The sequence below is a fragment of the Kribbella sp. NPDC058245 genome (assembly GCF_042882005.1).
Lineage (GTDB): Bacteria > Actinomycetota > Actinomycetes > Propionibacteriales > Kribbellaceae > Kribbella.
Genome location: NZ_JBHVWY010000007.1, coordinates 298,152 through 321,633, shown reverse-complemented (window position 1 = coordinate 321,633; position 23,482 = coordinate 298,152). Strand labels below are relative to the sequence as shown.

At 67.7% G+C, this 23,482-nt stretch carries 25 protein-coding genes; 6 read left to right on the top strand and 19 right to left on the bottom strand.

All coding sequences use genetic code 11. The annotated features are described in order from the left end of the window. Entirely contained in the window at positions 1–1,089 is a 1,089-nt protein-coding gene (locus ACFVWG_RS19265; RefSeq protein ID WP_391544664.1) for a Gfo/Idh/MocA family protein, read from the top strand. Here the strand turns inward: ACFVWG_RS19265 and ACFVWG_RS19260 are convergent. The 7 genes from ACFVWG_RS19260 to ACFVWG_RS19230 are packed head-to-tail and all read right to left on the bottom strand — an operon-like array spanning position 1,086 to position 8,259. Then, positions 1,086–1,643: a GNAT family N-acetyltransferase gene (locus ACFVWG_RS19260; protein WP_391544663.1), complete on the bottom strand. Its 558-nt coding sequence runs from the start codon at positions 1,641–1,643 to the stop codon at positions 1,086–1,088. The two genes, ACFVWG_RS19265 and ACFVWG_RS19260, sit on opposite strands and share 4 nt — an antisense overlap. After that, entirely contained in the window at positions 1,640–2,905 is a 1,266-nt protein-coding gene (locus ACFVWG_RS19255; RefSeq protein ID WP_391544662.1) for an ROK family transcriptional regulator, read from the bottom strand. The genes ACFVWG_RS19260 and ACFVWG_RS19255 overlap by 4 nt, the downstream gene beginning before the upstream one ends. A gap of 51 nt (positions 2,906–2,956) precedes the next feature. Continuing rightward, on the bottom strand, positions 2,957–4,210 hold the full coding sequence (locus ACFVWG_RS19250; RefSeq protein ID WP_391544661.1) for an enolase C-terminal domain-like protein: 1,254 nt from the start codon (positions 4,208–4,210) through the stop codon (positions 2,957–2,959). Further along, positions 4,211–5,083 (bottom strand): NAD-dependent epimerase/dehydratase family protein, encoded by an 873-nt coding sequence (locus tag ACFVWG_RS19245; protein WP_391544660.1) that lies wholly within the window; start codon positions 5,081–5,083, stop codon positions 4,211–4,213. Continuing rightward, a complete protein-coding gene (locus tag ACFVWG_RS19240; protein ID WP_391544659.1) occupies positions 5,080–5,961 on the bottom strand; it encodes a carbohydrate ABC transporter permease in 882 nt (293 codons plus the stop codon). The genes ACFVWG_RS19245 and ACFVWG_RS19240 overlap by 4 nt, the downstream gene beginning before the upstream one ends. After that, entirely contained in the window at positions 5,958–6,878 is a 921-nt protein-coding gene (locus ACFVWG_RS19235; RefSeq protein ID WP_391544658.1) for a carbohydrate ABC transporter permease, read from the bottom strand. The genes ACFVWG_RS19240 and ACFVWG_RS19235 overlap by 4 nt, the downstream gene beginning before the upstream one ends. 4 nt (positions 6,879–6,882) lie before the next feature. Next, positions 6,883–8,259 carry an ABC transporter substrate-binding protein gene (locus tag ACFVWG_RS19230; RefSeq protein ID WP_391544657.1) on the bottom strand — a complete coding sequence of 459 codons (1,377 nt, stop codon included), beginning with the start codon at positions 8,257–8,259 and terminating at the stop codon, positions 6,883–6,885. Positions 8,260–8,456: 197 nt separating this feature from the next. On the opposite strand from ACFVWG_RS19230, the gene ACFVWG_RS19225 reads away from it, so the two are divergent. After that, positions 8,457–8,828, top strand: coding sequence for a VOC family protein (locus tag ACFVWG_RS19225; RefSeq protein ID WP_391544656.1), 372 nt, complete (start codon positions 8,457–8,459; stop codon positions 8,826–8,828). Positions 8,829–8,923: 95 nt separating this feature from the next. Here ACFVWG_RS19225 and ACFVWG_RS19220 read toward each other — a convergent pair whose 3' ends face one another. Beyond that, the gene (locus ACFVWG_RS19220) at positions 8,924–9,982 is read right to left on the bottom strand and encodes a DUF4185 domain-containing protein (RefSeq protein WP_391544655.1); all 1,059 of its coding nucleotides are present in this window, start codon (positions 9,980–9,982) and stop codon (positions 8,924–8,926) included. Positions 9,983–10,220: 238 nt separating this feature from the next. On the opposite strand from ACFVWG_RS19220, the gene ACFVWG_RS19215 reads away from it, so the two are divergent. Next, the gene (locus ACFVWG_RS19215; RefSeq protein WP_391544654.1) at positions 10,221–11,093 is read left to right on the top strand and encodes a hypothetical protein; all 873 of its coding nucleotides are present in this window, start codon (positions 10,221–10,223) and stop codon (positions 11,091–11,093) included. A gap of 76 nt (positions 11,094–11,169) precedes the next feature. Here ACFVWG_RS19215 and ACFVWG_RS19210 read toward each other — a convergent pair whose 3' ends face one another. Further along, on the bottom strand, positions 11,170–11,991 hold the full coding sequence (locus ACFVWG_RS19210; RefSeq protein WP_391544653.1) for a sulfurtransferase: 822 nt from the start codon (positions 11,989–11,991) through the stop codon (positions 11,170–11,172). Next, positions 11,988–12,641: a thymidine kinase gene (locus tag ACFVWG_RS19205; RefSeq protein WP_391544652.1), complete on the bottom strand. Its 654-nt coding sequence runs from the start codon at positions 12,639–12,641 to the stop codon at positions 11,988–11,990. Before ACFVWG_RS19205 ends, ACFVWG_RS19210 begins: the two co-directional genes overlap by 4 nt. Positions 12,642–12,783: 142 nt before the next feature. On the opposite strand from ACFVWG_RS19205, the gene ACFVWG_RS19200 reads away from it, so the two are divergent. Next, entirely contained in the window at positions 12,784–14,424 is a 1,641-nt protein-coding gene (locus tag ACFVWG_RS19200) for a S8 family serine peptidase (protein ID WP_391544651.1), read from the top strand. 1 nt (position 14,425) lies between these two features. On the opposite strand, the gene ACFVWG_RS19195 is transcribed toward ACFVWG_RS19200, so the two are convergent. From ACFVWG_RS19195 to ACFVWG_RS19175, 5 genes are all read right to left on the bottom strand, one after another. Then, positions 14,426–15,550 carry an alkaline phosphatase family protein gene (locus ACFVWG_RS19195; RefSeq protein ID WP_391544650.1) on the bottom strand — a complete coding sequence of 375 codons (1,125 nt, stop codon included), beginning with the start codon at positions 15,548–15,550 and terminating at the stop codon, positions 14,426–14,428. Positions 15,551–15,554: 4 nt separating this feature from the next. Further along, complete coding sequence (locus ACFVWG_RS19190) at positions 15,555–16,166, bottom strand: DUF5998 family protein (RefSeq protein ID WP_391544649.1); 612 nt, start codon at positions 16,164–16,166, stop codon at positions 15,555–15,557. Between the two features lie 80 nt (positions 16,167–16,246). Beyond that, positions 16,247–17,884: an FtsX-like permease family protein gene (locus ACFVWG_RS19185; RefSeq protein ID WP_391544648.1), complete on the bottom strand. Its 1,638-nt coding sequence runs from the start codon at positions 17,882–17,884 to the stop codon at positions 16,247–16,249. A 5-nt stretch (positions 17,885–17,889) separates the two neighbouring features. Next, positions 17,890–18,597, bottom strand: coding sequence for an ABC transporter ATP-binding protein (locus ACFVWG_RS19180; protein ID WP_391544647.1), 708 nt, complete (start codon positions 18,595–18,597; stop codon positions 17,890–17,892). 109 nt (positions 18,598–18,706) lie between these two features. Beyond that, entirely contained in the window at positions 18,707–19,756 is a 1,050-nt protein-coding gene (locus ACFVWG_RS19175) for a P1 family peptidase (protein ID WP_391544646.1), read from the bottom strand. 52 nt (positions 19,757–19,808) lie between these two features. On the opposite strand from ACFVWG_RS19175, the gene ACFVWG_RS19170 reads away from it, so the two are divergent. Further along, positions 19,809–20,318, top strand: a complete 510-nt coding sequence (locus ACFVWG_RS19170) for a DUF2087 domain-containing protein (protein WP_391544645.1) — start codon at positions 19,809–19,811, stop codon at positions 20,316–20,318. A gap of 31 nt (positions 20,319–20,349) precedes the next feature. Here the strand turns inward: ACFVWG_RS19170 and ACFVWG_RS19165 are convergent, their stop codons facing one another. Continuing rightward, on the bottom strand, positions 20,350–20,832 hold the full coding sequence (locus ACFVWG_RS19165; protein ID WP_391544644.1) for a hypothetical protein: 483 nt from the start codon (positions 20,830–20,832) through the stop codon (positions 20,350–20,352). 78 nt (positions 20,833–20,910) lie between these two features. On the opposite strand from ACFVWG_RS19165, the gene ACFVWG_RS19160 reads away from it, so the two are divergent. Next, entirely contained in the window at positions 20,911–21,417 is a 507-nt protein-coding gene (locus ACFVWG_RS19160; RefSeq protein ID WP_391544643.1) for a hypothetical protein, read from the top strand. Positions 21,418–21,534: 117 nt separating this feature from the next. Here the strand turns inward: ACFVWG_RS19160 and ACFVWG_RS19155 are convergent, their stop codons facing one another. From ACFVWG_RS19155 to ACFVWG_RS19145, 3 genes are read right to left on the bottom strand one after another with little or no spacing between them, the layout of a single operon-like run. Then, positions 21,535–22,113: a GNAT family N-acetyltransferase gene (locus ACFVWG_RS19155; protein ID WP_391544642.1), complete on the bottom strand. Its 579-nt coding sequence runs from the start codon at positions 22,111–22,113 to the stop codon at positions 21,535–21,537. 32 nt (positions 22,114–22,145) lie between these two features. Further along, positions 22,146–22,736: a GNAT family N-acetyltransferase gene (locus ACFVWG_RS19150; protein WP_391544641.1), complete on the bottom strand. Its 591-nt coding sequence runs from the start codon at positions 22,734–22,736 to the stop codon at positions 22,146–22,148. Positions 22,737–22,743: 7 nt separating this feature from the next. Next, a complete protein-coding gene (locus ACFVWG_RS19145) occupies positions 22,744–23,436 on the bottom strand; it encodes a 4a-hydroxytetrahydrobiopterin dehydratase (protein ID WP_391544640.1) in 693 nt (230 codons plus the stop codon). Between the last annotated feature and the right edge of the window lie 46 nt (positions 23,437–23,482).

Below are 23,482 nucleotides of genomic sequence, written 5' to 3'. Positions count from 1 at the left end.
ATGGCTGACACAGACCAGCGCGTCGCGATCGTAGGGTGCGGCATCATCGGCCGCACCCACGCGGACACCATCGCAGCACGACCCGATGCGACCGTCACGGCGCTCGTCGACAGCGACGCCGACGCCCGTGCCGCGCTGGCCGCCCGGCTGAAGGAGGCCGGGCACCCGGAACCGGGGCAGTACGACGACCTGGCCGGAGCGCTGAGCGAGTCCGACGTGACCCTGGTGGCGATCTGTACGCCGAGCGGTACGCACGCCGCCCTGGCCGAGGAGGCGCTGGAAGCGAAGAAGCATGTCGTGATCGAGAAGCCGCTCGACGTCGAGCTGATCCGGGCCCGCCGGCTCGGGGCGGCCGCGAGCCGGGCGGCCAACCACGGCGTGGTCACGTCCGTGATCAGCCAGCACCGGTTCGACGCCGGCAGCGCTCAGGTGAAGCAGGCGATCGACGCCGGCCGCTTTGGTCAGCTCACGTCTGCCGTCGCGACGGTCGCCTGGTGGCGGAGCGACGAGTACTACGCCTCTGCCGGCTGGCGCGGTACCTGGGCGCAGGACGGCGGAGGCGCGCTGATGAACCAGGGCGTGCACACCGTCGACCTGCTGCTGTGGTTCATGGGCCGACCGGTCAGCATCTACGCCCAGGCCATCCGGGCGGCTCACCAGGCGATCGAGGTCGAGGACACCGTTGTCGCCACGATCACCTTCGAGAACGGCGCCGTCGGCACCCTGCACGCGACCACCGCGGCCTTCCCCGGCGGCCGCACGCGGGTGTCCGTGCACGGCACCGAGGGCGGCGCCGAGCTCGAGGACGACCTGCTGGCACGCTTCAACGCCGACGGCGTCAAGGACGACCAGTCCATCGACGCCGGTCCGCCCGGCGGTCACAAGGCGCAGTACGACGACATCCTGGCCGCCATCGCGAACGGCGAGCAGCCAGGCATCACCGTCCAGCACGCCATCGACGCACTGGCCACGGTCAAGGCCGTCTACATCGCGTCGACCCTGCAGCGGCCGGTGAAGTTCGTCGACGTCCTCGAAGGCCGGTACGACGACGTCGACGTCTCCCGCGGTATCGGCCTGCCGCCGGCTTAGGTGCCGGGGGCGCGGTCGTTGAGGATGCGCTGGAAGAGATTCGAGTCCTGCCAGCGACCGCCGATGTAGAGGTAGTTCGGGGCGAAGCCGATCTGGGTGAAGCCAGTGCGTTCGAGCACAGCGTGCGACGCGGCGTTGTGCACGAACACACTGGCTTGGAGCCGATGCAGCTTCAGCTCGGTGTCGGCAAGCTCAGCGGCGGCTTCCACGGCCAGCGTCATCAGGCCGCGGCCGACCGCTTCGGTGGCGAGCCAGTAGCCGACGTGTGCGTTGCTGAAGGGGCCATGCACGAGGTCGTTCAAGGTGACCGCGCCGACGATTCGGTCGCCCTCGGCGAGCAGCAGCGGCACCGTCGTACCGCGCTCGAAGTTCGCCAGTAGTGACGTCAGCCGCGTCCGCTGTCCCTCAGGCGTGAACCAGTCGTCCGGCCGGGTGGGTTCCCAGGGTTTCAAGTGATCCCAGCTGCGGGTGTAGGCGTCGGCCAGCGCGGCAGCGTCGTCGAGAGCGGCAAGGCGGAGAGCAACCGAGGTCGTGAGTTGGCGGGGCTTGATCACTTCGGAAGCCTACGAGCCTGACTCGAGCCGCTGACTCGCGGGGTAAAAGCGTCGTGGAAGATCGTCGAGGCCGCGCCGACCGCGGCCGCATCGGCCTGCAACATGGACTCCTCGACCACCACCGGCCGGATCTCGCGAGCCACCGGATGCAGGTTCACCGCCCGGCCGATCTCGGTCAGCAGGATGGTCGAGATCTCCGGCGCGTACGCCGGCCCACCGACCACCACGAGGTCGATATCGAGCAGATCCACCAGCCCCACCGCGCCCTGCCCGATAACTTGACCAACACGAGTCGCTGCACGCAAAGCAGCCTCGTCACCGGCGGCCGCGGCCCGGCAGACAGCCTTGTAGCGCTTCGCCTCGTCCGTCGCGTCCAGATCCGTCTCGACATACCCGTACGACGCCGCGATCACCGGCAGCGACGCGGTCGGGTTGCACTCGGGAACCATCTGCGGGCCGTTCTCGACGTCCCACTCCCCCATCCGCAACGCCGCGACCTGCCCGAACTCGCCGGCATTCGCCGTCCCGCCGCGATAGATCGAGCCGTTCAGAATCAACCCGCTGCCGACACCCGTCCCGAGATAGAGGTACGCGAAGTCGCGAGCCCGAGCCGATCGGCCGATCCAACGCTCGCCGATGGCGGCCGCCGTACCGTCCTTCTCGACCAGGACCGGATGATTGAGCTTCTCCTGCAGCAGATGCCGGATCTTCAACCCGCGCCAGGCCGGCTGCAACGGCAAGGCCAGCAACGAACCGTCCGCATCGATCGGCCCCGGTACGGCGACGCCCACGCCCAGCATGGACTTCGGGTCGACCTGGCTGATGCTGAGCGCCGCGGTCACAGTCGCCGCGGTCAGATCGATCAGCTTGTCGGTCGGCAGATCGTCGGCCAGGTCGACCGTCTCGCGGCGCACGATCGTGCCGTCCAGGTCGACCACCGCAACCGTCAGCAGCTCGGGATCGAGATGGATCCCGACCGCGTGCGCGGCGTTCGAGCGCAGCCGGACCGGCGTCCGCGGCTTGCCCAGCCGCTCGGCCCGCTCCTGCGCCTCCTCAACCAGCAGGCCCTGCTGCAGCAGGATGCGCAGGATCCGCGACACCGACTGCTGCGTGAGCCCGGTACGGCGGGAGATCTCGGTCCGGCTGATGATGCCGGCCAGCCGGATCGTCTCGATGATCACAGCCTCGTTGAAGGACCCCAGGTCGTACTGGTTCGCCCCTGCGCGTCCCGGCTCCTCGAACCCGTCGTCGGCCGTCACCATCGTGCACCTCCCCGTCGTATCAGCCGTGATCGTACTGTGCGTGCACGGTATTTACGGCGCTTCGAGCGCACCGTCGATGCGCCGCACTCCCGCCGCCCACTCATCGTGGCCGGACAACTCCGCCGGATAACGAGCCGCGGCCTCGAGATCGAGGTCGATTCCCCAGCCCGGCGTGTCGTTCGGCGTCAGCCAGCCGTCCTCGATCCGGAGCGTCCCGGGGAACACCTCGTGCACGGCGTCGCCGTACAGGTGGCCCTCTTGGATGCCGAAGGCAACAGAACTGACGTCGAGCGCGACATTCGCCGCGGCACCGATCGGCGAGGTGTCGCCAGGCCCATGCCAAGCAGTCCGTACGCCGGAGAGCTCGGCGAGATCGGCCAGCTTCCGAGCCGGCGTGAGCCCGCCGATGTCGGAGACGTGCGAGCGGATGAAGTCGACGCCACCATCGCGGACCAGCCGGACGGCGTCGCCCATCGAGGTCGTCAGCTCACCCACAGCCAGCGGTACCGGCGATGCAGCCCGGACCTCGGGCAGCCGATCCCAATGCTCCGGCGGCAGCACGTCCTCAAGGAAGAACAGGCCGTACTCCTCCAGCGACCGTGCGAGCAGCACAGCCTCCTTCGGCGTCAGCCGCGAGTGCACGTCATGCAGGAGTTCGATGTTGTCCGGCAGCACATGCCGGGCCTCCGCGAACAGCTCGGGCGTCGCCCGCAGGTAGTCGCGCGCCGACCAACCATTCCGGTACGGCGCATCCGGGTAGAGCGTCGGGACCGCCGGAGCGCCGTACCCGCCACCGCCGGGAGTCGAGATCTGCAAGCGGATGTGCCGCAAGCCCTGCGAGACCAGCTTCTGGGCGTGCTCGAGCGCCTCCTCGATCGTCCGTCCACTCGCGTGCAGGTAGGTGTCGGCGGCCGCGCGAACCTTGCCGCCGAGCAACTCGTAGACCGGCATCCCGGCGCGCTTGCCGGCGATGTCCCACAGCGCCTGGTCGATCCCGGAGATCGCATTGTTGGTCACCGGGCCACCACGCCAGTAGCCGGTGAACCCGGCCAGCCGCGTGAGGTCGCCGATGTCACCGGGATAACGCCCGATCAGCAGCCGGGCCAGGTGCTCGTCGACGAACGTCTGCACCGCCTTCCACCGCTGGGTGAAGGTCGCACAGCCAAGGCCGTACAGCCCAGGCTCGGTGGTGTCGATCTTCACCACCACCAGCGGGATGCCCTGCGGCGCGGTGACGATCGCCTTGACCGCCCGGATCCGGACGTCGTCCCGGACCGGCCACGGCTGGTCGAAGTTCGAAGGCATTCACAACTCCAGGGTCGGAAGGTCGAGTTCGTGCTGTGCCTGGAAACCCAGCACCGTGCGCACCGCGGTCAGGTCGATCGGCACCTCGCGGCCGATGAACCGCCGCAGGCGGGGAACGTCCGGCGCGAACTTGTCCAGCAGGGCCTCAGTCGAGTACGGCGCGTTCGTCGTACCGGCCGCGACGAAGAAGACGTGCGCACCCTCGAGCTGCGCGGTGAGTCCGAGCTCGATCGCGTACGCCGCATCGCGGCTGTCCAGGTTGCTCCAGACCTCGCGCAGTCCGGTGGCCGGTTGGTCACGCATGTGCTCGGCCTGCGACTGCAAGACCTCGGCCGAGTTCGTGTGCGGGAACCGCAGCGCGACCACGTCGATGCCGAACCGCCGCCAAGCCGCTCGCGCGGTGTTCTCGTCGTTCTGCTTGGACAGCGAGTACGGATCCGCGACGTCGGCCGGGATCCGCTCGTCCAACGGGTAGTACGCCGGCCGGACGTCGTGCGGGTTGAACACCAGTCCGGTCGCGTTGATGCTGCTCGCGGTCACCGCGCGCTTGATGCCGAGGGCACCGGCCTGGGCCAGCACGTTGAACGTCGACACCACATTGATCGAGTACACGTCGTACGGCGTACCGGCTGACGGGTGCGCCAACGCGGCGAGGTGCACCACGAGTTCGGCGCCGTCGAGCGCCTTGGCGACATCAGTCTCCGATCGGGTGTCACCCACGAGCACCCGATCCGCCTTCAGATCGGGATGCTCGGTGTTCGACAAGGCCGTCACCAGCGTGCCCAGCTCGTTCAGTCGTTGCACGGTGACCAGACCGATCCGGCCGCTGGCCCCCGTCACCAGCACCCGTCGGCCATTGAGTGCAGACGTCATTCTTTGATTCCCCCGCTCATCCCCACACCTCTGAGGAACTGCTTCTGGAACACCAAGAACAGCACGACCGGGATCAGCACCGCCAGGAACAGCGCGCTCATCTGCAGCGAGATCTCCGTCGTCTTGGCGACCCGGGGCAGCGCGACCGAGATCGGCTGCAGTTTCGGATCGGGCAGCACGAGCAGCGGCCAGAGGTAGTCCTTCCAGGAACCGATCACGGTCAGCAGCGCGACGACACCGACGATCGGCTTCGACAGCGGGAGGATCAAGGCGGTGAACATCCGCAGATTGCTCGCGCCGTCGATCCGGGCAGCCTCGATCAGCTCACGCGGGATCGAGTCGAAGTACCGCTTCATCACCAGCACGTTGAACGCGCCCGCCGCCGCCGGGAGCCAGACCGCCCAGAACGTGTTCTGCAGGCTGATCCCGAGCACGGGCATCTTCAGGATGGTCATGTAGAGCGGGACCAACGAGATGACACCGGGCAAGAACAGCGTCGCCAGTACGGCGCCGGTGAGGATCGGTCCCCATTTGGGACGGAGCACGCTCAGGACGAAGGCACCCGTCGTACAGACGAACAGGGTCGAGATCATCGAGCCGATCGCGATGAAGGCGGTGTTGCCCAGGTAGGCGCCGATCTGGACGCGGTTCCAGGCATCCGGGATGTTCTTCAGCTGGATGCCCGACGGCCACAGCTGCATCGGGCCGCTGAGGATGTCCTGGCTCGTCGAGACGCCCGACTTGAGCAGCCAGAGCAACGGGCCGACCCCTGCGATCAGAACCCCGATGAAGAGCAGGACCTGGATCACCGGCAGGCCGTAGCGGACCGTCGTACGGCGTCGGTCCTTGGTCGAGATGATTCCGCGCTCATGGCTCATGTGGTGCTCCAGCGGCGGGTGACGAAGTGGTAGGCGACCGAGAGCAGGCAGAGCACCCCGGCGAGCAGGACGCTGAGCGCTGTCGCGGCACCGAAGTCACCGTTGACGAAGGCGTACCGGTAGATCAGCAGCAGGACCGTCATGGTCGCGTTGTTCGGGCCGCCGCCGGTGAACAGGAACGGTTCGGTGAAGACCTGGAACGTCCCGATCAGCTGGAGCAGCATCATGATGAAGATGATTCCGCGGATCTGCGGCAGCGTGACGTGCCAGATCCGGCTCCAGATCCCGGCGCCGTCCAGCTCGGCCGCCTCGTACAGCTCCGTGCGGACGCCGGTCAGCGCCGCCAGGTAGATGATCGAGGTGGCGCCCGCGCCGGCCCAGGTCGCCTCGAGCACGATCGCCGGCATCGCCAGACTCTGCGAGTTCAGCCAGGCGAACGGCCCGATCCCGAACCAGCCGAGGATCGAGTTGAACACGCCGGCCGCGCTCGGGTCGTAGAAGAACGTCCAGAGCAGGATCGCGGCCACCGGCGGTACGACGGCCGGTAGGTAGGACAGCACGTTGTAGAGCCAGCCGGTCTTGCGCAGCTCACTCACGAACACGGCCAGGAACAGCGGCACCGGGAACCCGAACACGAGTGCCAGGGCAGCGAAGTACAGGGTGTTGAGCGCGGCCTGCGGCAGTTGCGGGTCGGTCAGCACGTAGCTGAAGTTGGCCATCCCGACCCATTCGGGCGGCGTGACCAGGTTGTTCTTCTGGAAGCTGAGCACCAGACCGCGAACGATCGGGCCCCAGGAGAAGTAGAGGAAGGTCAGCACCAGCGGTACGGCGAAGATCACCGCGCTGAGCCCGCCGGAGCGGTACCAGGTCGCGACGGACCTGGTACCACTGCGGCTCTGCTTGGTCGACTGGAACATGGGCTTACCGCGCCAGGCGTGCGTCGATCTTCGAAGCGGTGTCGCTCAACAGCTTGTCGATGTCCGCATCCTGCTTCGTGAGCACCTGCTGAACCACCGGGTCGAGCAGTGAGTAGACCTCCTGACCCTTGTTGCCCGGCTCGGGCAGCAGCTTCAGCGAGGTGGTCGAGTCGATGTAGCCCTGGAACTGCTTGACCGGGACGTTCACGTACGGCTCACGCCACTTGTTGTACTGGTCGAAGGTCTGCTGGCTCAGCGGCGTGATGCTCGGCCGGCCGACGAAACCCTTGTCGGCGATCGCGTTCTTCGCGTCCGTCACCGCGACCGACTCCGACGTGTACTTGTCGAACTGGTCGAACTTGATCCACTTCAGCGCGGCGACGATCTCGTTCTTGGTCGCCTTCGGGCTGACCATCTTCAGCGAGCCACCGGTCAGCGTGCCGAACGGGCCGCCGGCCTGCGGGAGCGCGCCCTCACCGAAGTCGGCGGGCTTCATGGCGAACTGCTTCACGCTCATGTCATAGGCGTCCGGCGCCTGCATGACCATGCCGATCTTGCCCGCCGCGAAGTCCTGCCGGACCTCCTCCTGGTTGTAGAGGAACCGGCTGCCCATCGAGTTGTCGGTCCAGCGCATGTCCTTGAGCGTCTGCAGCGCCTTCTTGGTCGGGGCGTCGTTGAAGGTGCTCTTCTTGCCGTCCTGGCTCTGGACCGTGCCGCCCATGCTGTAGGTCATCGTGGTCAGCATCCAGCCACCGGTGTTGTTGGTGGTGAGCTGCGCGTAGCCGGCCTTGCCGGTCTTGTCCGCGATCTGCTTGGCGTACTGCCGGACCTCGTCCCAGGTCGTCGGCGGCTTGTCCGGGTCCAGCCCGGCCTGCTTGAACAGCGCCCGGTTGTAGGCCAGACCGACCGAGAACACGTCGGTCGGTACGCCGTAGATCCGGCCCTTGTCGTCCTGAACGATCTTCAGCACGTTCGGGTTCAGGTCCTTGGTCAGGTCGACCAGCTTCAGCTCGTCGGTGATGTCCGCGAGCTGCTTGTTCGGGATCATGTTGGCCGGCTCGGTGAAGCTGATCGACATCACCGTCGGCAGCGTTCCGCCGGCGATCTGGGCCTGGAAGGTCTGCGCCTGCCAGCTGGTCTCGGTCGTCTTCACGGTGATGTTCGGGTTCTTCGCCGTGAAGTCTTTGACCTTCTGCTCGAACGTTTTCAGGTCGTTCGGCTTGTCGGGGGTGGGGCGGTCCCCGACCGTGATCGTGACCGGCGCGTTCTGGTCGATCGCACCGGTACTGTCCGCGGGCGTGGTTCCGTCGGCACACGCCGCCAGGCCGAACACCAGTCCCGCCACGCCCAGTCCGGCGCCCAACCTGTTCACTCTCGTCATCGGAACTCCTCAAGGTTTCCGGATGCACCGATGTGCTCTGAGCCACACCGGCCAAATTCTTGAGTAAGTTAAACCAAGCGTGTTACTAATTCAAGACCTCCTCCCTCGCCAACCCGAATCGTTGCCTGACGCCCGATGTCGAGCGCGGTCGCCGGCCTCCGACGTACCGGCTGAGAAACACTCACCCAGGAGGATCCATGGCAGACCACGTTGTGCACTTCGAGATCATCGGGACCGACCCCGCCAGTCTCCAGACGTATTACGCGGAGCTTTTCGGCTGGCAGTACACGGCCGGCAGCGCCGTACCGGCGGCGGCGTACGAGGGCGGCGGGTACGGCTTCATCGGGAGCGAGGTCGCAGGCCTGAACGGCGGGGTCGGCGGCGGACCGCTGCTGCAGCCGAAGGTGCTCTTCTACATCGGTGTCGACGACGTCACGGCGGCTCTCGAGCGTGCCGAGAAGCTCGGCGGTACGCCGGTGTTCGGCCCCGAAGGCGATCCGGGGCAACTCGTCGTCGCCCGGTTCACCGACCCCGAAGGGAACCTGATCGGGCTGGCCGGGCCGAAATAGGCTCGGCCGACGGTCCGGCGGTCGTCGAGGATGTGGCATGCGACCGGCGACCGCCGGCGACCTTCATGGTGCTGGACCTTTGGCCCCGGTGCTTGTTACCCGAAGCCGCGAACTCGGAACTGCATCGCGCGGTAGGGCCAACCGGCGTCGGTCTTCCACTGGCTGACCGAGAGGTGCAGGTCGCTGAGGGTGGAGCCGGGGATGATGTAGCCGCCGTACAGCTGAGCGACGTGGTTGTCGTTCTCCTGGCCCCAGGCGCCACCGTAGATGAGCGGCTGGCGGATGGCCGTGTAGAGGTTGTCGGTGGGAGTGTTCATGATCATGCCGTCGATGCGGTAGTCACCGGCGTTGAACCAGGTCAGGATCCACTTGCCGCCGAGCGGACGCAGGCACAGTTCACCGAAGCTGCCGGTCAGGATCGGGGTGGCGGGCTTGCCCCAGCCCCACGCGTTGTCGCGGAAACCCCAGGGTTCGTAGGCGGCCGGGTTCGCGATCTGGTCGCTGCGGACACGCTTGAGGATGATCGGCTTGTCGCGCTGGAAGCCGGTCGAGTACACGTAGACGTAGCCGTCGTTGCCCAGGCCCCAGGTGATGCACTGGAACAGCCCGCCGTCGATGTTCGGATCGAACTTCGCGCCGGTGTGGTACCAGTTCGCGCCGGAGTTGTCGCTGCGCCAGATCTCCGTCCACACCACGTTGCCGAGGCCCTTGTTCACCATCACGTGCAGGTACATCGACCCGCCGATCGTGATCACATCCGACGGCAGCACGGTCGAGAATGTCGGGTTGTCATGCGGGTAGTCCCACAACTGCTGCGCCGCCGCCCCACCCACCGCACCCGACCACGTCACTCCCCCGGCCAGGTCAGTCGTGTTCGACCACAACGCCACCGGCGACCGCCACCACCCACCTCCGACCCGGGCCTCCTCAAAGGTGTCCCCGAACACGAACACCATCCGCCCGTCCGGCGCCCGCGCCGGAATCCCCAGGTCAGTGGCCGCCATCCGGAACCGGTCCGTCAACCCAGGCCCGGTCAGATCCTTCACCTTGTTCACCGTGATCGCCTGCGGCCCGGCCAACGCCGTACCAGGCAGAACAGCCGCAGCGCCAACACCTGCCGCAGCACCCAACAACGCTCTCCGAGAAAGCTCCATCGACAAACTCCCACTTCAAAAGGGCGGACGGGAAATCGATTTCTCCCCTCACCCTCCACAACCAGCCCCAGCTAGTCAAGGGCGAGACGTACCGAAGGGCAGGTAGTGGTCACCATCTGCGCCTATCGCCACGGTGCGCTCGGCTCGCCGACAGCCTCGGACGTCGACCACTACCCGCTCGTTCGTACGCTGTGGATAACTTCCGCGCCTCTCCCGCCACATTAGGCAGGATTCTCGTATGGAATCGGTGGCGGAGGTGGTGGTCCAGCTAGGCGGTTGGGCCACGGCTGCCGACCTGGTCAAGGCGACCTCGCGACGAGCCTTGGCAGGGGCGCTTCGGCGGGGAGATGTCATCCGGCTCGCCCGCGGGATCTACGGGCATCCCGCACTCGCGACCGATTACGGCGCCGCGGTCAGTCACCACGGGGTGCTGTCACACACCAGCGCGGCCGCAGCCTGGCGGTTGCCGCTCCTGGTCCCACCGACGGTTCCACACGTCACCGTGCCGACCAATCGCGCGGCTCGGTCGACCCAGAAGGCCGTCCTGCATTGGGCAGACCTCCCCAAGGACGATCTCCGTCGGCGGCTCACCAACTTGGAACGCACAGTGCTCGACTGCGCCCGGACCCTCCCGTTCGGGGAGGCACTGGCGGTTGCCGACGCGGCACTTCGCACTGGCCGACTCAACGCGGAGGAGTTGCAGGCCGCCGCTTTCAAGATGCAGGGACCGGGCCGGCCCAACGCGGTACGCGTGGCGGCGGCCGCGGACGCCAGAGCAGAGAGCTTTCTGGAGTCGATGGCGCGTGCGGTGTTCCTGGAGGCGGGCCTCGAAGACTTCGAGCCCCAGGTAGTGATCGATCTCGGAGGCCGCCGCATTCGGGTGGACCTCGGCGAGCGCGGCATACGCCTAGCCGTCGAGGCAGAGGGCCACGAGTACCACGCGGCTCCCCCGCAGTTCGCCGCCGACTGTCGCCGCTACAACGAACTCGTCGCGGCGGGCTGGCTAGTTCTCCTCTTCACCTACCAGGACATCATCCTCGACCCGGCCGGCGTCGTCGCGACGACGCGTGCCGTGCGCAGCCAGCGGCTGGGTGTACCAACGAACGGGTAGACGTAAGCGCTGCACGCGCAGGCTACCGCGCTGGGCGAACCTCAACGCCCACCACTACCCGTTCTTCGGTACAGCTTCAGTCGCGGCCGGTGGCGATGGGGCGGGTGGGGTCGGTGATCCAGTCTGACCAGGAGCCGATGTAGACGGGGGCTTTGATGCCGACCGATTCGAGGGCTAGTGCTGTGTGGGTTGCTGTTACGCCGGAGCCGCAGTAGGTGGCCAGTTCGGCGTCGGGGGTTGCTCCGTGGGCGGCGAAGTAGGTGGCCAGCTCGTCGGTCGGCTTGAAGTGGCCATCCGCATTCAGCAAGGCCGCCATGGGGGTGTTGACGGCGCCCGGGATGTGGCCGGCGACCTTGTCCATCGGCTCGACCTCGCCGGCGAAGCGCTCGGGGGCGCGGGCGTCGAGGAGTACGCCGGTGGCCGCGACCTTGGCGGCTCCTTCGGCGTCGACCAGGGGCAGGTGGCCGGGCGTGGCGGTGAAGTCGGTGTCGTCATCGGCCGGTACGTCGGTGCTGACCTCTCCCCCGGCGGCCTGCCACGCGGCGAGTCCGCCGTCGAGAACGCGCACGTCCGCGACACCGAAGTACCGCAGGATCCACCAGGCGCGGGCTGCCGCGAGTGAGTTTGCCGCGTCGTACACGACGACCGGCGTCTCGGCCGAGATTCCGGTACGGCGTGCCAGCACGCTGACCGTGGTCGCGTCCGGCAACGGGTGCCGGCCGGGGCCGGGTGGGCCGGCGAGCTCGGTATCGAGGTCCACGAAGAAGGCGCCGGGGAGGTGGCCGGCGTCGTACGCCTCGCGTCCGGGCGGGCCGGCCAGGTTCCAGGTGGCGTCGATCAGCACCGGCTGCGGCTCCAGGGCGCGCAGTTCGTTGACGGTGATCAGTGGGCTGGTCATGACGCGGCTCCTCCGAACGGTAGGACTTCGGGTGACAGCGTGGCGCGGGCTCGGGCCTGCGTGAGGCGACGCCGGTGGTGGCGACGGCAGAGCACCTCGTAGGCCATCTCGGCCGCGTTGCTCTCGATGTCGCCCACTGCCAGCTGCTCGCCTTCGGTCACCATCTCTCCACCGATCGTACGGGCGTTGTGGGTGGCCCTCTCGCCGCACCAGCACAATGCCTCGACCTGGAGCAGTTCCATCCGGTCGGCGAGCTCGACCAGCCGCGCCGATCCGGGGAACAACGTCGCCCGGAAGTCGGTCAGGATGCCGAAGCAGAAGACGTCGATCTGCAGTTCGTCGACGAGCCGGGCCAGCTGCTCGATCTGCAGCGCACTGTAGAACTGCGCCTCGTCGCACACCGCATAGTCGATCCGCCCACCCTGGGTGAGTTCGTTGACCACGTGGTCCCAGAAGTCGAACTCGGGCCGCACCTCGATCGCGTCGGCGACCAGTCCGAGCCGTGACGACAGCACCGACTCCCCCGCCCGGTCGTTGCTGGTGAAGATCCGCCCCCGGCGACCACGCGCCTTGTGGTTGTGATCCATCTGCAGCGCCAGCGTGGACTTGCCGCAGTCCATGGTCCCGGTGAAGTAGAGCAGTTCAGCCACGGGCGATCATCCTGCCAAGTCAACCGACTGGAGCGCACCTCGGGGGGTGTCTACGGCGGTCAGATCGGCGGGCGTGGCCGGAAGCTGCCGACGAGGGGTGGACCCGGCTTGGGTATTTGCGCGCGTACGGTTTGAATGGACCGTGCGCAAAGGTCTCCTGCTTGTTCTTGCGGTCGTGCTGACGGTCGTGTCCTCGGTCGTCACCCCGGCGATGGCGGTGCCGACGGCCGGGCTCCGGGCGTACTTCGTCATCACCGAACCGGCCAAGACCAGTCAGGTCACCGGTGCGATCACGCAGAACGGCGGCACGATCTATGCCGCGTACGACGCGATCGGGGTGATCGTCGTGCACTCGGCCAACGCCGACTTCGCCGCCAAACTCCGAGGCGCCGGTGGTGTGCAGAAGGTGGGCGCGACCCGGACGAGCGATCTGCCCGCCGAGGTCGCGAACCCGGCCATTCCGCCGGCCATCACCGAGTCGGCGGACAACGCACCGGAGACCGACCGCAGTGACATGAGCCAGATCGGCGCCGATCGGGCGTGGACGAAGACCCTCGGCGCCAAGACGATCACGGTCGGCGTCCTGGACACCGGCGTCGACGACCAGCACGCCGATCTCAAGGCGAACTTCGATGCCTCCAAGTCGGCGTCGTGTGCCTACGGCAAGGCGGACACCAGGCCCGGTGCGTGGCGGCCGGTTGCCGACCACGGCACGCATGTGGCCGGCACGATCGCGGCCGCCAAGAACGGCGTCGGCGTGGTCGGTGTCGCACCCGGCGTGAAGGTCTCGTCGATCCGGGTCGCCGAGAGCACCGGGGACAACCTGTTCTTCCCGGAGAACACTGTCTGCGCGTTCATGTTCGCCGCCGACAAGGGTGTCTCGGTCACCAACAACAGCTACTACGTCGACCCGTGGCTGTTCCTCTGTCCGTCGAACCAGGACCAGGACGCGATCGCCGAGGCGGTACGACGCTCCGTCGCCTACGCGGATGCCAAGGGCGTGGTGAACGTGGCCGCGGCCGGCAACGAGGACTACGACCTGGCCAACAAGGACTCCGACGACTCGAGCCCCAACGACTCCACTCCGGCACCGCGCCCGATCACCAACGACTGCGTGAGCCTGCCGACCGAGCTGCCGAACGTGGTCGTGGTCGCCTCCGTCGACGCGGCCGGCGCGAAGTCGCGTTTCTCGAACTTCGGCGAGAACAAGATCAACGTCGCCGCCCCCGGTGAGAACGTCTTCTCGACCGTCCCCGGTGGCGGCTATGCAGCGATGAGCGGTACGTCGATGGCCTCGCCGCACGTGGCGGGAGTTGCCGCGCTGCTGCGCAGTGCGAACCCGAAGCTGACGCCCGAGCAGGTTCGCGCCAAGCTCAATGAGCAGGCCAACGACATCGCCTGCCCAGCCGGAGCGTCGGCGGACTGCAAGGGCACCGCGACCAAGAACTCGTTCTTCGGCGAGGGTCTCGTCGACGCCGCCGAGGCGGTCGGCGCAGCATCAGCGCAGCCGAAGGGCGCAATCTCGGTCACCAAGCCCGGTGAGCAGCTCGGCGTCGGCGGTATCCCGGCCGTGCCGCTGCTCATCAAGGGCATGGGTGGATCAGGCGACATCAGCTACACCGCGACCGGTCTGCCGCCTGGCCTGGAGATCAACCCGGAGCGCGGCTGGATCACCGGCGTACTGACTCCGGGCGCCGGCCGCTACAAGGTCACGGTCATCGCGCGCGACGGCGAGGCCAAGACCGCCAGCACGAGCTTCTACTGGAACGTCTGGAGCTTCTGACTCAGTAGCCCGGGTCGACGAGGAGCGGAATCTCCATCTCGTCGGTCGTCAGCGAGCCGTGCAGCCCGATCAGCCCGGCCTCCTGCGGGAACCGTCGGCTCGCAACGACGGACAACGGCCCCAGCGCCGCCACCATGACATCGCCCAGCCGCGGCGCGACCCGATCCTCGACCGCCCCGAACCATCCGCGCCCGATCGCGTCGTCCCGGCTCAGCACGAGCGCCCGGTCCCCGAGCCGCTCCTGGTACGTCGCCAGTACGTCGTCCGCCGCGCCGTCGACGCAGTACAGATGCCGGAAGCGGGACTCGCCACCGATCAGCCGCAGCCCGTCGGTCAGCTCTGGCTCGTTGTCGAGGTCGACCCGGTTCTCCGGAGCAACGTCGATCATGCCGTGGTCGGCAACCACAACCAGTACGGCGTCGCGCGGTAGCGAGGACCGGACCTGCATCGCGAACGCGTCCGCCGCGACCAGCTCCTTGCGCCACTGCCACGAGTCGCAGCCCTGCCCGTGACCGGTGTAGTCGAGCTGGGAGTCATAGACATAGGTCAGTGACGACGTGCCCTCGCGGCTCGCGAACCGTGTCGCGTCCAGCCGGTCCTCGATCGTGTCGGCACCTCGATGGATGCTCCCCCGGAACGCCGCCCGGGTCAGGCCGGACTTCTCGAAGCGGGCCTTGCTCACGTTCCGGGTGACTACCCCGGCGGCTGCCACTCGGTCGAAGACCGTGGTGTGCGGCTGCCACTTCCAGGGGTCGACGGGCGCGTCCCACTGCAAGGCGTTCAACAGAGAGCCGGTCTCCGGCACGATCGTCGTGTAGCCGACCATGCCGTGTGCACCGGGCGGCAGCCCGGTCCCAAGGCTCGTCAGACTCACCGCAGTCGTCGACGGCACCCCGGCGGTGAGACTCCGGCCGGTGGCAAGCAGTGAGGACAGGTACGGCGCTGAGTCCGCATAGCGCTTGAGCAGGTTCCAACCGAGTCCGTCGAACAGCAGAACGGCGTACCGGGCGGCCGGTGGGAGCTCGAGCACGTTCGTGAAGTCGGGCACCGACAAAGCACCGGCCACCGATGGCAGTACGTCGGCGAGCGCGCCCCCGCCGTACTGGGGGCTGACAGACTCGATCACGGCACTACTTGGTGGTCGCGAACGACAGCGCGCGGGCGAAGTCCAGCACCTGCTGGATGCCGGCCGGGCCGTCGGCGGCGGCGCTGATCCGCAGTGAGATGTCGTCGGCGGCGACCGAACCGGTGTAGCCGTGGTCGGCCTCGCAGTTCGGATCGGCGCAGACGGCGGGCTCGAGATCGATCCGGTTCACCATCCCCCAGCCGATCGTCAGCACGACCTCGCCACCACCGGACACGGCCGGGTCGGACTTGCCCGAGGCATAGCCTGCCGGGTTCGGAACGACCCGGTTGACCACCACGGCGTTCACCCGCGACAGCGGGATCGCCTCGGTCGAGGTCGACGCGTACGGCGCCCGGATCAGGTCGTCGGCCGCGTGCTCGTCGGTGTGCCCGACGATCAGCCGGGTCGGGGTCAGCGCCAGGATCGTGATGTGCCGCCGGACCTCGTCGCGGTCGAACGTCGGCTCGTGCTGCAGGACGAAGGCCCGGATGGGCTCGCTCGCGATCGCGATCGCGAGCGAATCCGTCACCACGTCCGGGTAGTAGCCACAGTGGTCGATCGCCGCGCGCAGCTCCGGGGAGGCGTCCACGAGCTCCGGTGTATTCAGGTCACGCATACCCTCATCCTTGCACGACCGCTGCCGCCTGCGTTTGCCCCTTGTGGACAACTGTGGTCACACCTTGTGGACAACCGCGATCAGTTCGCACTTGCCTTCCGCAGCACCGGCGCGCCCGCCATCCCGGCCGCCGCGACCAGCGCCAGGCCGACCACGATCTGCCCGATCAGCAGCAGGATGCCGGAATTGCCTTGAGTGAGGATGTGGCCACCGCTCAGTGCCAGACCGCACAGGGCACCGAATCCGACCACCGGCAGGCCGACTCCGACCACCGGGACCAGGGCTGCGAGTCGAGCCGCGCGCTCGATCACGGTCAGTGGTACACCCGATCGGCGCAGCGCCTTGGCCGGTCCGGCCTGGTCGAGCGCCGTACCGACTGCCCCGGCCGCTGTGGACGCTGCCGCGGTCAGGAACACCAGGCCCATCAGCAAGGCGACGCCGATCCGCATGTCCTGCCAGGTCGGGTCATCGTCGCCACCCGGCATGAACACCGAGATAAACCCGGTGACGAAGCCGCTCAGCACCAGCGCGGCCACGGGCCGGAAGGCTGCCTTCGGGTCGTCTGCCAGCCGTCGGCCAGCGAGGAGGGCGACTGGCCCGTTGGCCAGGTTCGCCAGCATCTTGCCGATCACCTGGACTGCGAACGGACCAAGGATCCGTACGGCGAGTGCTCCGAACCCGATCGCGATCAGCAGCGGCACGATCGCGGCGCCCATGCCCAGCGACGCCAGTGCGATCGGTCCGATCAGCAGCGGTACCAGCCGCAGCGCAGTGGTCGCCTTGCGCGTCTGACCCCGTACGACGCCCAGAGGCGTGATGCTGACCCGGCCGAGCCCGATCATCGCGCTCAGCACCGACAGCACCGGTACGGCGGCCAGCACGATCAGCACGGTCCACCAGTTCGGTGCGATGTCTGAGATGTACCAGCGACCACCACCGAGCGGGATCCGCGCAATGAGAGGTATCAGAACGACGTACCCGAGCAGTCCGACCACTGCACCGGCCAGACTCAGCACAGCCTGTTCGACTGCGCTTAGCCAGAGCACCTGGCTCCGAGTGGAGCCAGCGAGCCGCAGTGCGGCCAGTCGATGCTCACGACGCTTCGCTGCCACACCTGCGGCCTGGCCGACCAGACTGAGGAGTGGGAAGAGCACCAGCACGATGCCGAACGCCACGGCGATGAGTAGGCCAGCCAGGCGACTGTCCATGTGCTCGGTCTGCCAGGTGTCGACGTAGTTCGGGTACTTCGTGTCGAGCTTGTCCACGCCATGAATGACGACCAGTTCCTCCGGCGAGGACAGTCCCTTGTCGGTGATGATGCCGGTCGGTTTGTCGAGGCCGAACTTGGCGCTGAGGCTCGACCACTGCTTGGCGACCTCCGGCGAGACGAACACCTCGCCCGGCTTGGGCGTGTGATCGAGCCCCGGCGGAGGCGGCTGGTTGTTCGGCCGCAGCGTGGTCAGGTCGATCTGCAACAGGTTCTGCCCGTTGAGCTTCTGATCCTGGACCTCGTGCGTCGCGCCGATCGCCGTACTGGCATCGGCGTGGTCGGCACCCCGCCAGCCGATCCGGTCCGAACGATGCGAGATGCCGAGCGAACCCGCGATCAGGAACGTGACGAGCAGCGCGACGATCGCGGTCGCCCCCAGCGCCGCGAGGTTGGCGGCCCGTCCGCCAGGTCCCGGGCGGCGCACGAAGCGCAGCCCGAGGTCGGTCATAGGATTCATCGGTTCGCCCCCAGCGACTCGTGCACGCGGCCATCGACGATGGTGAGCACCCGGTGGCACCGCGCGGCGACCGAGTTGTCGTGGGTGACCACGACAACCGCAGCTCCGCGGTGGGTGGCCGCGCCGATCAGCAGATCGATGACCTGGGAACCAGTCGTTGCGTCGAGCGCACCGGTCGGCTCGTCGGCGAACACCACCTGTGGCTCGCCGACCAGGGCCCGTGCAATCGCGACGCGTTGCGCCTGACCACCCGACAGCTCCCCTGGCCGCCGGCCTGCCTCGTTGGCCAGCCCGACCTGCGCCAGCATGTTGCGAGCCCGGCCGATCGCATCGCGACGGCTGATGCCGTCAACCATCAGCGGCAGCGCGACGTTCTCGTCGGCCGGCAGCTCGGCCAGCAACTGGTTGTCCTGGAAGACGAACCCGAGCCGACGCCGGCGCAACACAGTCCGGGCGGCGTCGTTCAGCTGGTCGACCCGCTCGCCGCCCAGCCACACCTCCCCCTGATCCGGCGTCAGGATGCCGGCCAGCACGTGCAACAGCGTCGTCTTGCCGTTGCCGCTCGGGCCCATGACGGCCAACGCCTCGCCCGACCGGACGCCGACATCGACGCCCGCCAGACCGACGACGTCGCCGTAGTACTTGACCAGGCCATGCCCACTGAGGACGACCTGCGGTGCGAGTTGGGGACTCTGGAAGCTCATACTGACGAGCTTTCCGTTCTTCAGCCTCCGATTCGTCGGCCCACAGGCCTGTCTTGGCATCGCCTTCCGGTTGCCGTTCAGCCCGGCGACGTACGACTTGAGTCGTACGTCAACCTGCGCGGAACGCCGAGGGGTAGGCGTCTCGGTAGCTGGGGATGACACCGGCGGGCGTCTCGACGGTCTCCGCGGTGAGCATGGCGTGGACGATGGCGCGGGACAGGGTGCGGGCGGCGGCGGTGTACACCGACTCCAGCTGGGCCAGGGCTGCTGGGTCAGTGACGCTCAGGCGTGGGCCGTCGTCGGTGCGGGTCGAGAGGGCGAAGATGCTGTCGCCGTCGACCAGGGTGTGGATCGGATCGATCCCCCGGGCCAGGCCGTCGTGGGCGATCATCGCCATCCGTTTGGTGGCGGCTTTGTCCAGCGGTACGTCGGTAGCGACGACCGCGATCACCGTGTTCATCGCTGGGCCAGGGATCAGGTTGCGGCCGGGTGCAGCCGGTGGTGGGGGCTCGGTCGGGACCTGCAGGTGGGTGAACTCGTCGCCGAGGCCATAGCGTGCGCCGTGCAGGACGCCGTTCGCGTCGACGGCCGAGCCGGCCGCGTTCACGATCACCAGCGCGCCGACCGTCGTACCGTCATCGAGGCGGACGCTTGCCGAGCCGACGCCGCCTTTCAGCGACCGCGCCCGAGCGCCGGCCCCGGCGCCGTGGTTGCCGAGGGCAACCGGTCCGTCGGACGCGTTGGCGATCGCGTCGGTCCCCCATGACGCGTCCGGCCGCGCCTGGAAGCCACCGCCACGACCGAGGTCGAAGATCACTGCCGTGGGCACGATCGGTACGACGTCCTTGTCGCCCAGGCCGACGCGGACACCTTCACCCCGTTCCTCGAGCCAGCGCATCACGCCCCCGGCCGTGTCGAGACCGTAGGCGGAGCCGCCGGTCAGGACGACCGCGTTCACGCCGCCGTTCGAGTTCACCGGGTCGAGCAGGTCGGTCTCACGTGTGCCGGGAGCGCCGCCGCGCACGTCCACACCGGCGACCGCAGTGGACGGTACGTAGATGACCGTCGTACCGGTCAGGTAGGGAGCGTCGACGCGTTCGACCTGCCCCACCAGCACTCCGGGGACGTCGGTGATCGCGTTGTGCGGACCCGGCTGCATCCTCGCTCCTCACGCAGAAAATCTGGTTGCCACCGACATTAGCTTGGTAGGTATGAACACCGATCAGCTCTGTGGTCTGCTGGCCGAGCCGTCCCGACTGCGCACCTACTCCGCCGTCGTCCTCGGCGCCACCACCCCCGACCAGGTCGCCGGAACGACCGGCCTGCCGAACGCCACCATCGGCAAGGCCCTCCAGAAGCTGATCAAGGCCGGACTCGTCACCGCCAACCCTGCCCTGCAGGCCGACGAAGACGCGTTCAAGAACGCCGTCCGCGACCAACGCCCCGCCTGGACCCCACTCGACCCCGACCCAGCCCGCGACGCCGTCCTGAAGGCGTTCATCCGCGACGGCCGGCTCACCCACTTCCCGACGTACCCGGAGAAGCTCCAGATCGTGCTGGAGCACATCGCCACCTCGTTCGACCAAGACCGCGACTACCCGGAGCCAGAGGTCAACGAACTCCTCAACCGCTGGCACCCCGACCACGCCGCCCTCCGCCGTACCCTCGTCGACGCCCGCCTCCTCACCCGCACCAACAGCATCTACCGCCGAGCGCATTAACCCCACCCGCCTGCAGAAGTTGGTTGAGCCGTCAGATGGTGTCGTCGCCGACTTGTCGCCGCGGGCGTGGAGCCGCTGTCGGTGCAATGGTGATCAGGTAGTCCTCGGTCGGGTCTTCGACGACCGAGTCGTAGTGGTTTGCGCGGCCCCGGGCGAACGCCTGGACAACGTGCGGACCCGGCGCCGGCGGGCTGTACACCTTGATGACGGGACCTTCGGGGACGAGCGGAACAAGGTAGAGATCTCCATCGATCTGCAGCGACATCTCCTCGGCGATCTCCCACTCGGCCGCTGCCACAGCGAGGTCCGGAAAATCGTCGGTGCCGACGTTGATGCTGACGTTGACCGGGCCCATGGCGCAACCACAACGAACGATGGCGGCCCGTCCTTCCGGGTCGGCATTGAGCAGTCGTCCCGGCGCGGCCGGATCCGGAAGGGTCGCATGCCCATAGGGAGCCAGGAAGAACTGGTGATAGATCACCATGACCTGGTGGTTCGACGGGTTGTCTGTCACGGAGGTGAAGGCTAGCTGCCAGGCCTCGTCATCGAAACCCGTTGGATGGTTGGCCGGGAGCGGTGCGATGATCGGGCGGTGAGCAAGACCAAGCCTGTGGCGCTGGGCGGTGTGTGGATGTGGGCGTACGACGCGAGTTTGTCGCTGGTGCTCGCCGAGACCGTGCGGCTGGTCGAAGGGTCGTTGCCCGATCGGCGGCCGGCGTGGTGGTCGAGGGTTGAGCGGGAGCTGCGTCAGCAGGCCGTGGTCGGTGATGTTCAGTTCGACCTTGAGCTTGGGCTGGACGATGACGAGCGCGAAGAGTTGGCGCGGCTGTTCGACGAGGCGGCCGAGCTGGTGCGGGAGCGTGGGGTCTTCACCGCTGACGAGGCGGACGCGTGGCCGATTCTTGACGGCTTTCCGGTGATATTCCGGGGCGAGGAACCTCGACAGACGGGGCCTGCGGCCGAGCTGGGCCATGCGCTGGCTCAGCTGATTCGCGGAACCCTTCCGGTCCCGCCGCAAGGAACCGTCTGGTACTACGGACCCCCATCTGGGCAGACCATGCTCGAACTGGCCCACGACCGTGAGTCGGGAACTCAGTAGGCGGACCGCCAGCACTCACCAACTCTGCGCGGCCTGGCTGGCTCACGCTCAGCGCATCCTCCCAGTACAGCTGAGGAGGAGGTTGGTGAGTGGCACAGGTCCGCGCCGACGTGGCCGTCAGAGTTCCGCGCGCATGACCCACCGCCACTTGGCGATCTGGCGGTCACGCACGAACCCGAACTGCTCGTAGAGCTCCTCTGGGCCCGTGTGCAGGTAGGCGCCGCGCTGTGGCTTGCGGTCGATCGTCTGCTCCGGATAGGCCTCCACCAGTCCGCCGCCGGCAGCCTGGATCGCGTCCAGCGCTCCTCTGACAGCGGCACGCGCGACGCCCCGGCCGCGATGGCGACTTCCAGTGAAGATGCAGCCGATCCGCCACGCGGGAAGCTCCGAGGCGCCAGCGGCGTACTTGGCCGGGTTCTTGATATTGGGCAGTTCCGCCGGGGTTCCGTACTGGCACCAGCCCACGCAATCGCCGTCGGCGTCGTAGACGAGGATCTGGTGCACTGTGCCCTTGTCCACATGGGCCTGCTTCGCAGCGCGGTTGCGCGCAGGGCTGTGAGGTGCCTCGCCGAACCCTTCGACATGAAGGCCCATGCACCAGCAGCCACCCCAGACGCCGTTGTTGGCTTCCACCAACGCACAGAAGTCGTCCCACGTCTCCGGCGACAACGGGCGAGTCGTATAGGCACCGGTCACCGGCGTTCTCCTTCGTCGAGCTCGCGCTGCACTCAGGCCGGATCGATGGTCTTGACCATGACGCAGTTCTTCAGGCCTTTGGGTCGGTCGTAGGTGAAGCCGAGTCGCTCGTAGAGGCGGCGGGTGCCGTTGTAGAGGAACGACGACGACATCTTCTTGGTCTCGTTGGTCAGGTCGTGCGGATAGCTCTCGACCCGGCCGCCGCCGGCCTGGGCGATCTGATCGAGGGCGCCGGTGATCGCCAGCTCAGTGACGCCCTGGCGCCGGTAGCGCTTGTCGACGAAGACGCAGGTGATTCGGTAGTCGGGATCCGCGGTCTTCGTCGCGTCGTACTGCTTGAGGTGATGGAGGGTGGGCAACTCGACCGGTGTCCCGTACTCGGCCCACGCGATGGCCTCATCACCGTCCATCACCAGTGCGGCGTGCGCCTTGCCCTGCTCGACGTAGGCCTTCTTCAGAGCCCGGTTGGCCTCGGCGCCCTGGCCGCGCTCGGGCCCGTCCGGGTGGAACCAGATGCACCAACAGCCCCCGAAGATGCCGTTGTGCCTCACCACCATTGCATCGAAGGCGGCCCAGGTCTCAGGGCTGAGCGGCGCGATCCGGTACGACGTCTCGGTGGTCATGGCGTTCCTATTTCTTCACGGCGGACATGTCGACGCAGACGATTCCTTCGTTGCCGTCCTGGTCGGCGATCACGGTGAGCCCGGGAGCCTCACTGTCATCGACGATCGTCCCACCCGCAGCGACAGCGGCGGCGATCCGTTGGCCAGCCGCCTCGGGCGCGACATAGACCTCGACGTGAAACCGCTGCCCCGGGCTCTCGTCCCCGAACCACAGGTTCGGTACCCGGCCCATGGCGTCCCTGATCTCGTCGCCGGGGGTCCCCCGTCCCTGGGCTTCGGGGTTCCCAGTGAGCAGTGCGGCCCACACCGGCGCGATGGTCGCTGAGCGCGCCGTGTCCAGGCCGAGTTCGAGTTCGCTGACCGTGGCCGGGGCAGCCTCGGCCTTCTGGTCGGCAGCGATCTCACTGATCCGTCGCGCCAGGTCGATGTCCTGCTGAGTCACCCACTCGACGACGTATTCGGTGCCTTCGTCGTCGCGGTAGATGGCGTCGTCGCTAACCAGCTTCAGGTCGACGTACCCCTTGCCGATGGACACCCGCGGGTGGTGCCCAAGCGCGTCGCCCGCCTCCCCCACCGCAGCAACGAACCGCACACCGGCGCCGAAGTCCTCCACCAGGTAGCGGGCGTGCAGCCCCTGAGCCAGCTTGCGCCAGTCCACCAGGCCGGCCGCAGCGATCTGCTCACCCTTCAGCATGTCCATGCAGGCGGACCCTACTCCCGATTCACCCTCCATCCGAGGCCTGACC

Coding starts and splice junctions, on each gene's coding strand:
- ACFVWG_RS19215 (WP_391544654.1), top strand. CDS start 10,221: ATGGAATCGGTGGCGGAGGTGGTGGTCCAGCTAGGCGGTTGGGCCACG.
- ACFVWG_RS19190 (WP_391544649.1), bottom strand. CDS start 16,166: ATGCGTGACCTGAATACACCGGAGCTCGTGGACGCCTCCCCGGAGCTG.
- ACFVWG_RS19145 (WP_391544640.1), bottom strand. CDS start 23,436: ATGGACATGCTGAAGGGTGAGCAGATCGCTGCGGCCGGCCTGGTGGAC.
- ACFVWG_RS19245 (WP_391544660.1), bottom strand. CDS start 5,083: ATGACGTCTGCACTCAATGGCCGACGGGTGCTGGTGACGGGGGCCAGC.
- ACFVWG_RS19185 (WP_391544648.1), bottom strand. CDS start 17,884: ATGACCGACCTCGGGCTGCGCTTCGTGCGCCGCCCGGGACCTGGCGGA.
- ACFVWG_RS19210 (WP_391544653.1), bottom strand. CDS start 11,991: ATGACCAGCCCACTGATCACCGTCAACGAACTGCGCGCCCTGGAGCCG.
- ACFVWG_RS19230 (WP_391544657.1), bottom strand. CDS start 8,259: ATGACGAGAGTGAACAGGTTGGGCGCCGGACTGGGCGTGGCGGGACTG.
- ACFVWG_RS19240 (WP_391544659.1), bottom strand. CDS start 5,961: ATGAGCCATGAGCGCGGAATCATCTCGACCAAGGACCGACGCCGTACG.
- ACFVWG_RS19170 (WP_391544645.1), top strand. CDS start 19,809: ATGAACACCGATCAGCTCTGTGGTCTGCTGGCCGAGCCGTCCCGACTG.
- ACFVWG_RS19250 (WP_391544661.1), bottom strand. CDS start 4,210: ATGCCTTCGAACTTCGACCAGCCGTGGCCGGTCCGGGACGACGTCCGG.
- ACFVWG_RS19235 (WP_391544658.1), bottom strand. CDS start 6,878: ATGTTCCAGTCGACCAAGCAGAGCCGCAGTGGTACCAGGTCCGTCGCG.
- ACFVWG_RS19175 (WP_391544646.1), bottom strand. CDS start 19,756: ATGCAGCCGGGTCCGCACAACGCGATCACCGACGTCCCCGGAGTGCTG.
- ACFVWG_RS19220 (WP_391544655.1), bottom strand. CDS start 9,982: ATGGAGCTTTCTCGGAGAGCGTTGTTGGGTGCTGCGGCAGGTGTTGGC.
- ACFVWG_RS19225 (WP_391544656.1), top strand. CDS start 8,457: ATGGCAGACCACGTTGTGCACTTCGAGATCATCGGGACCGACCCCGCC.
- ACFVWG_RS19265 (WP_391544664.1), top strand. CDS start 1: ATGGCTGACACAGACCAGCGCGTCGCGATCGTAGGGTGCGGCATCATC.
- ACFVWG_RS19150 (WP_391544641.1), bottom strand. CDS start 22,736: ATGACCACCGAGACGTCGTACCGGATCGCGCCGCTCAGCCCTGAGACC.
- ACFVWG_RS19255 (WP_391544662.1), bottom strand. CDS start 2,905: ATGGTGACGGCCGACGACGGGTTCGAGGAGCCGGGACGCGCAGGGGCG.
- ACFVWG_RS19180 (WP_391544647.1), bottom strand. CDS start 18,597: ATGAGCTTCCAGAGTCCCCAACTCGCACCGCAGGTCGTCCTCAGTGGG.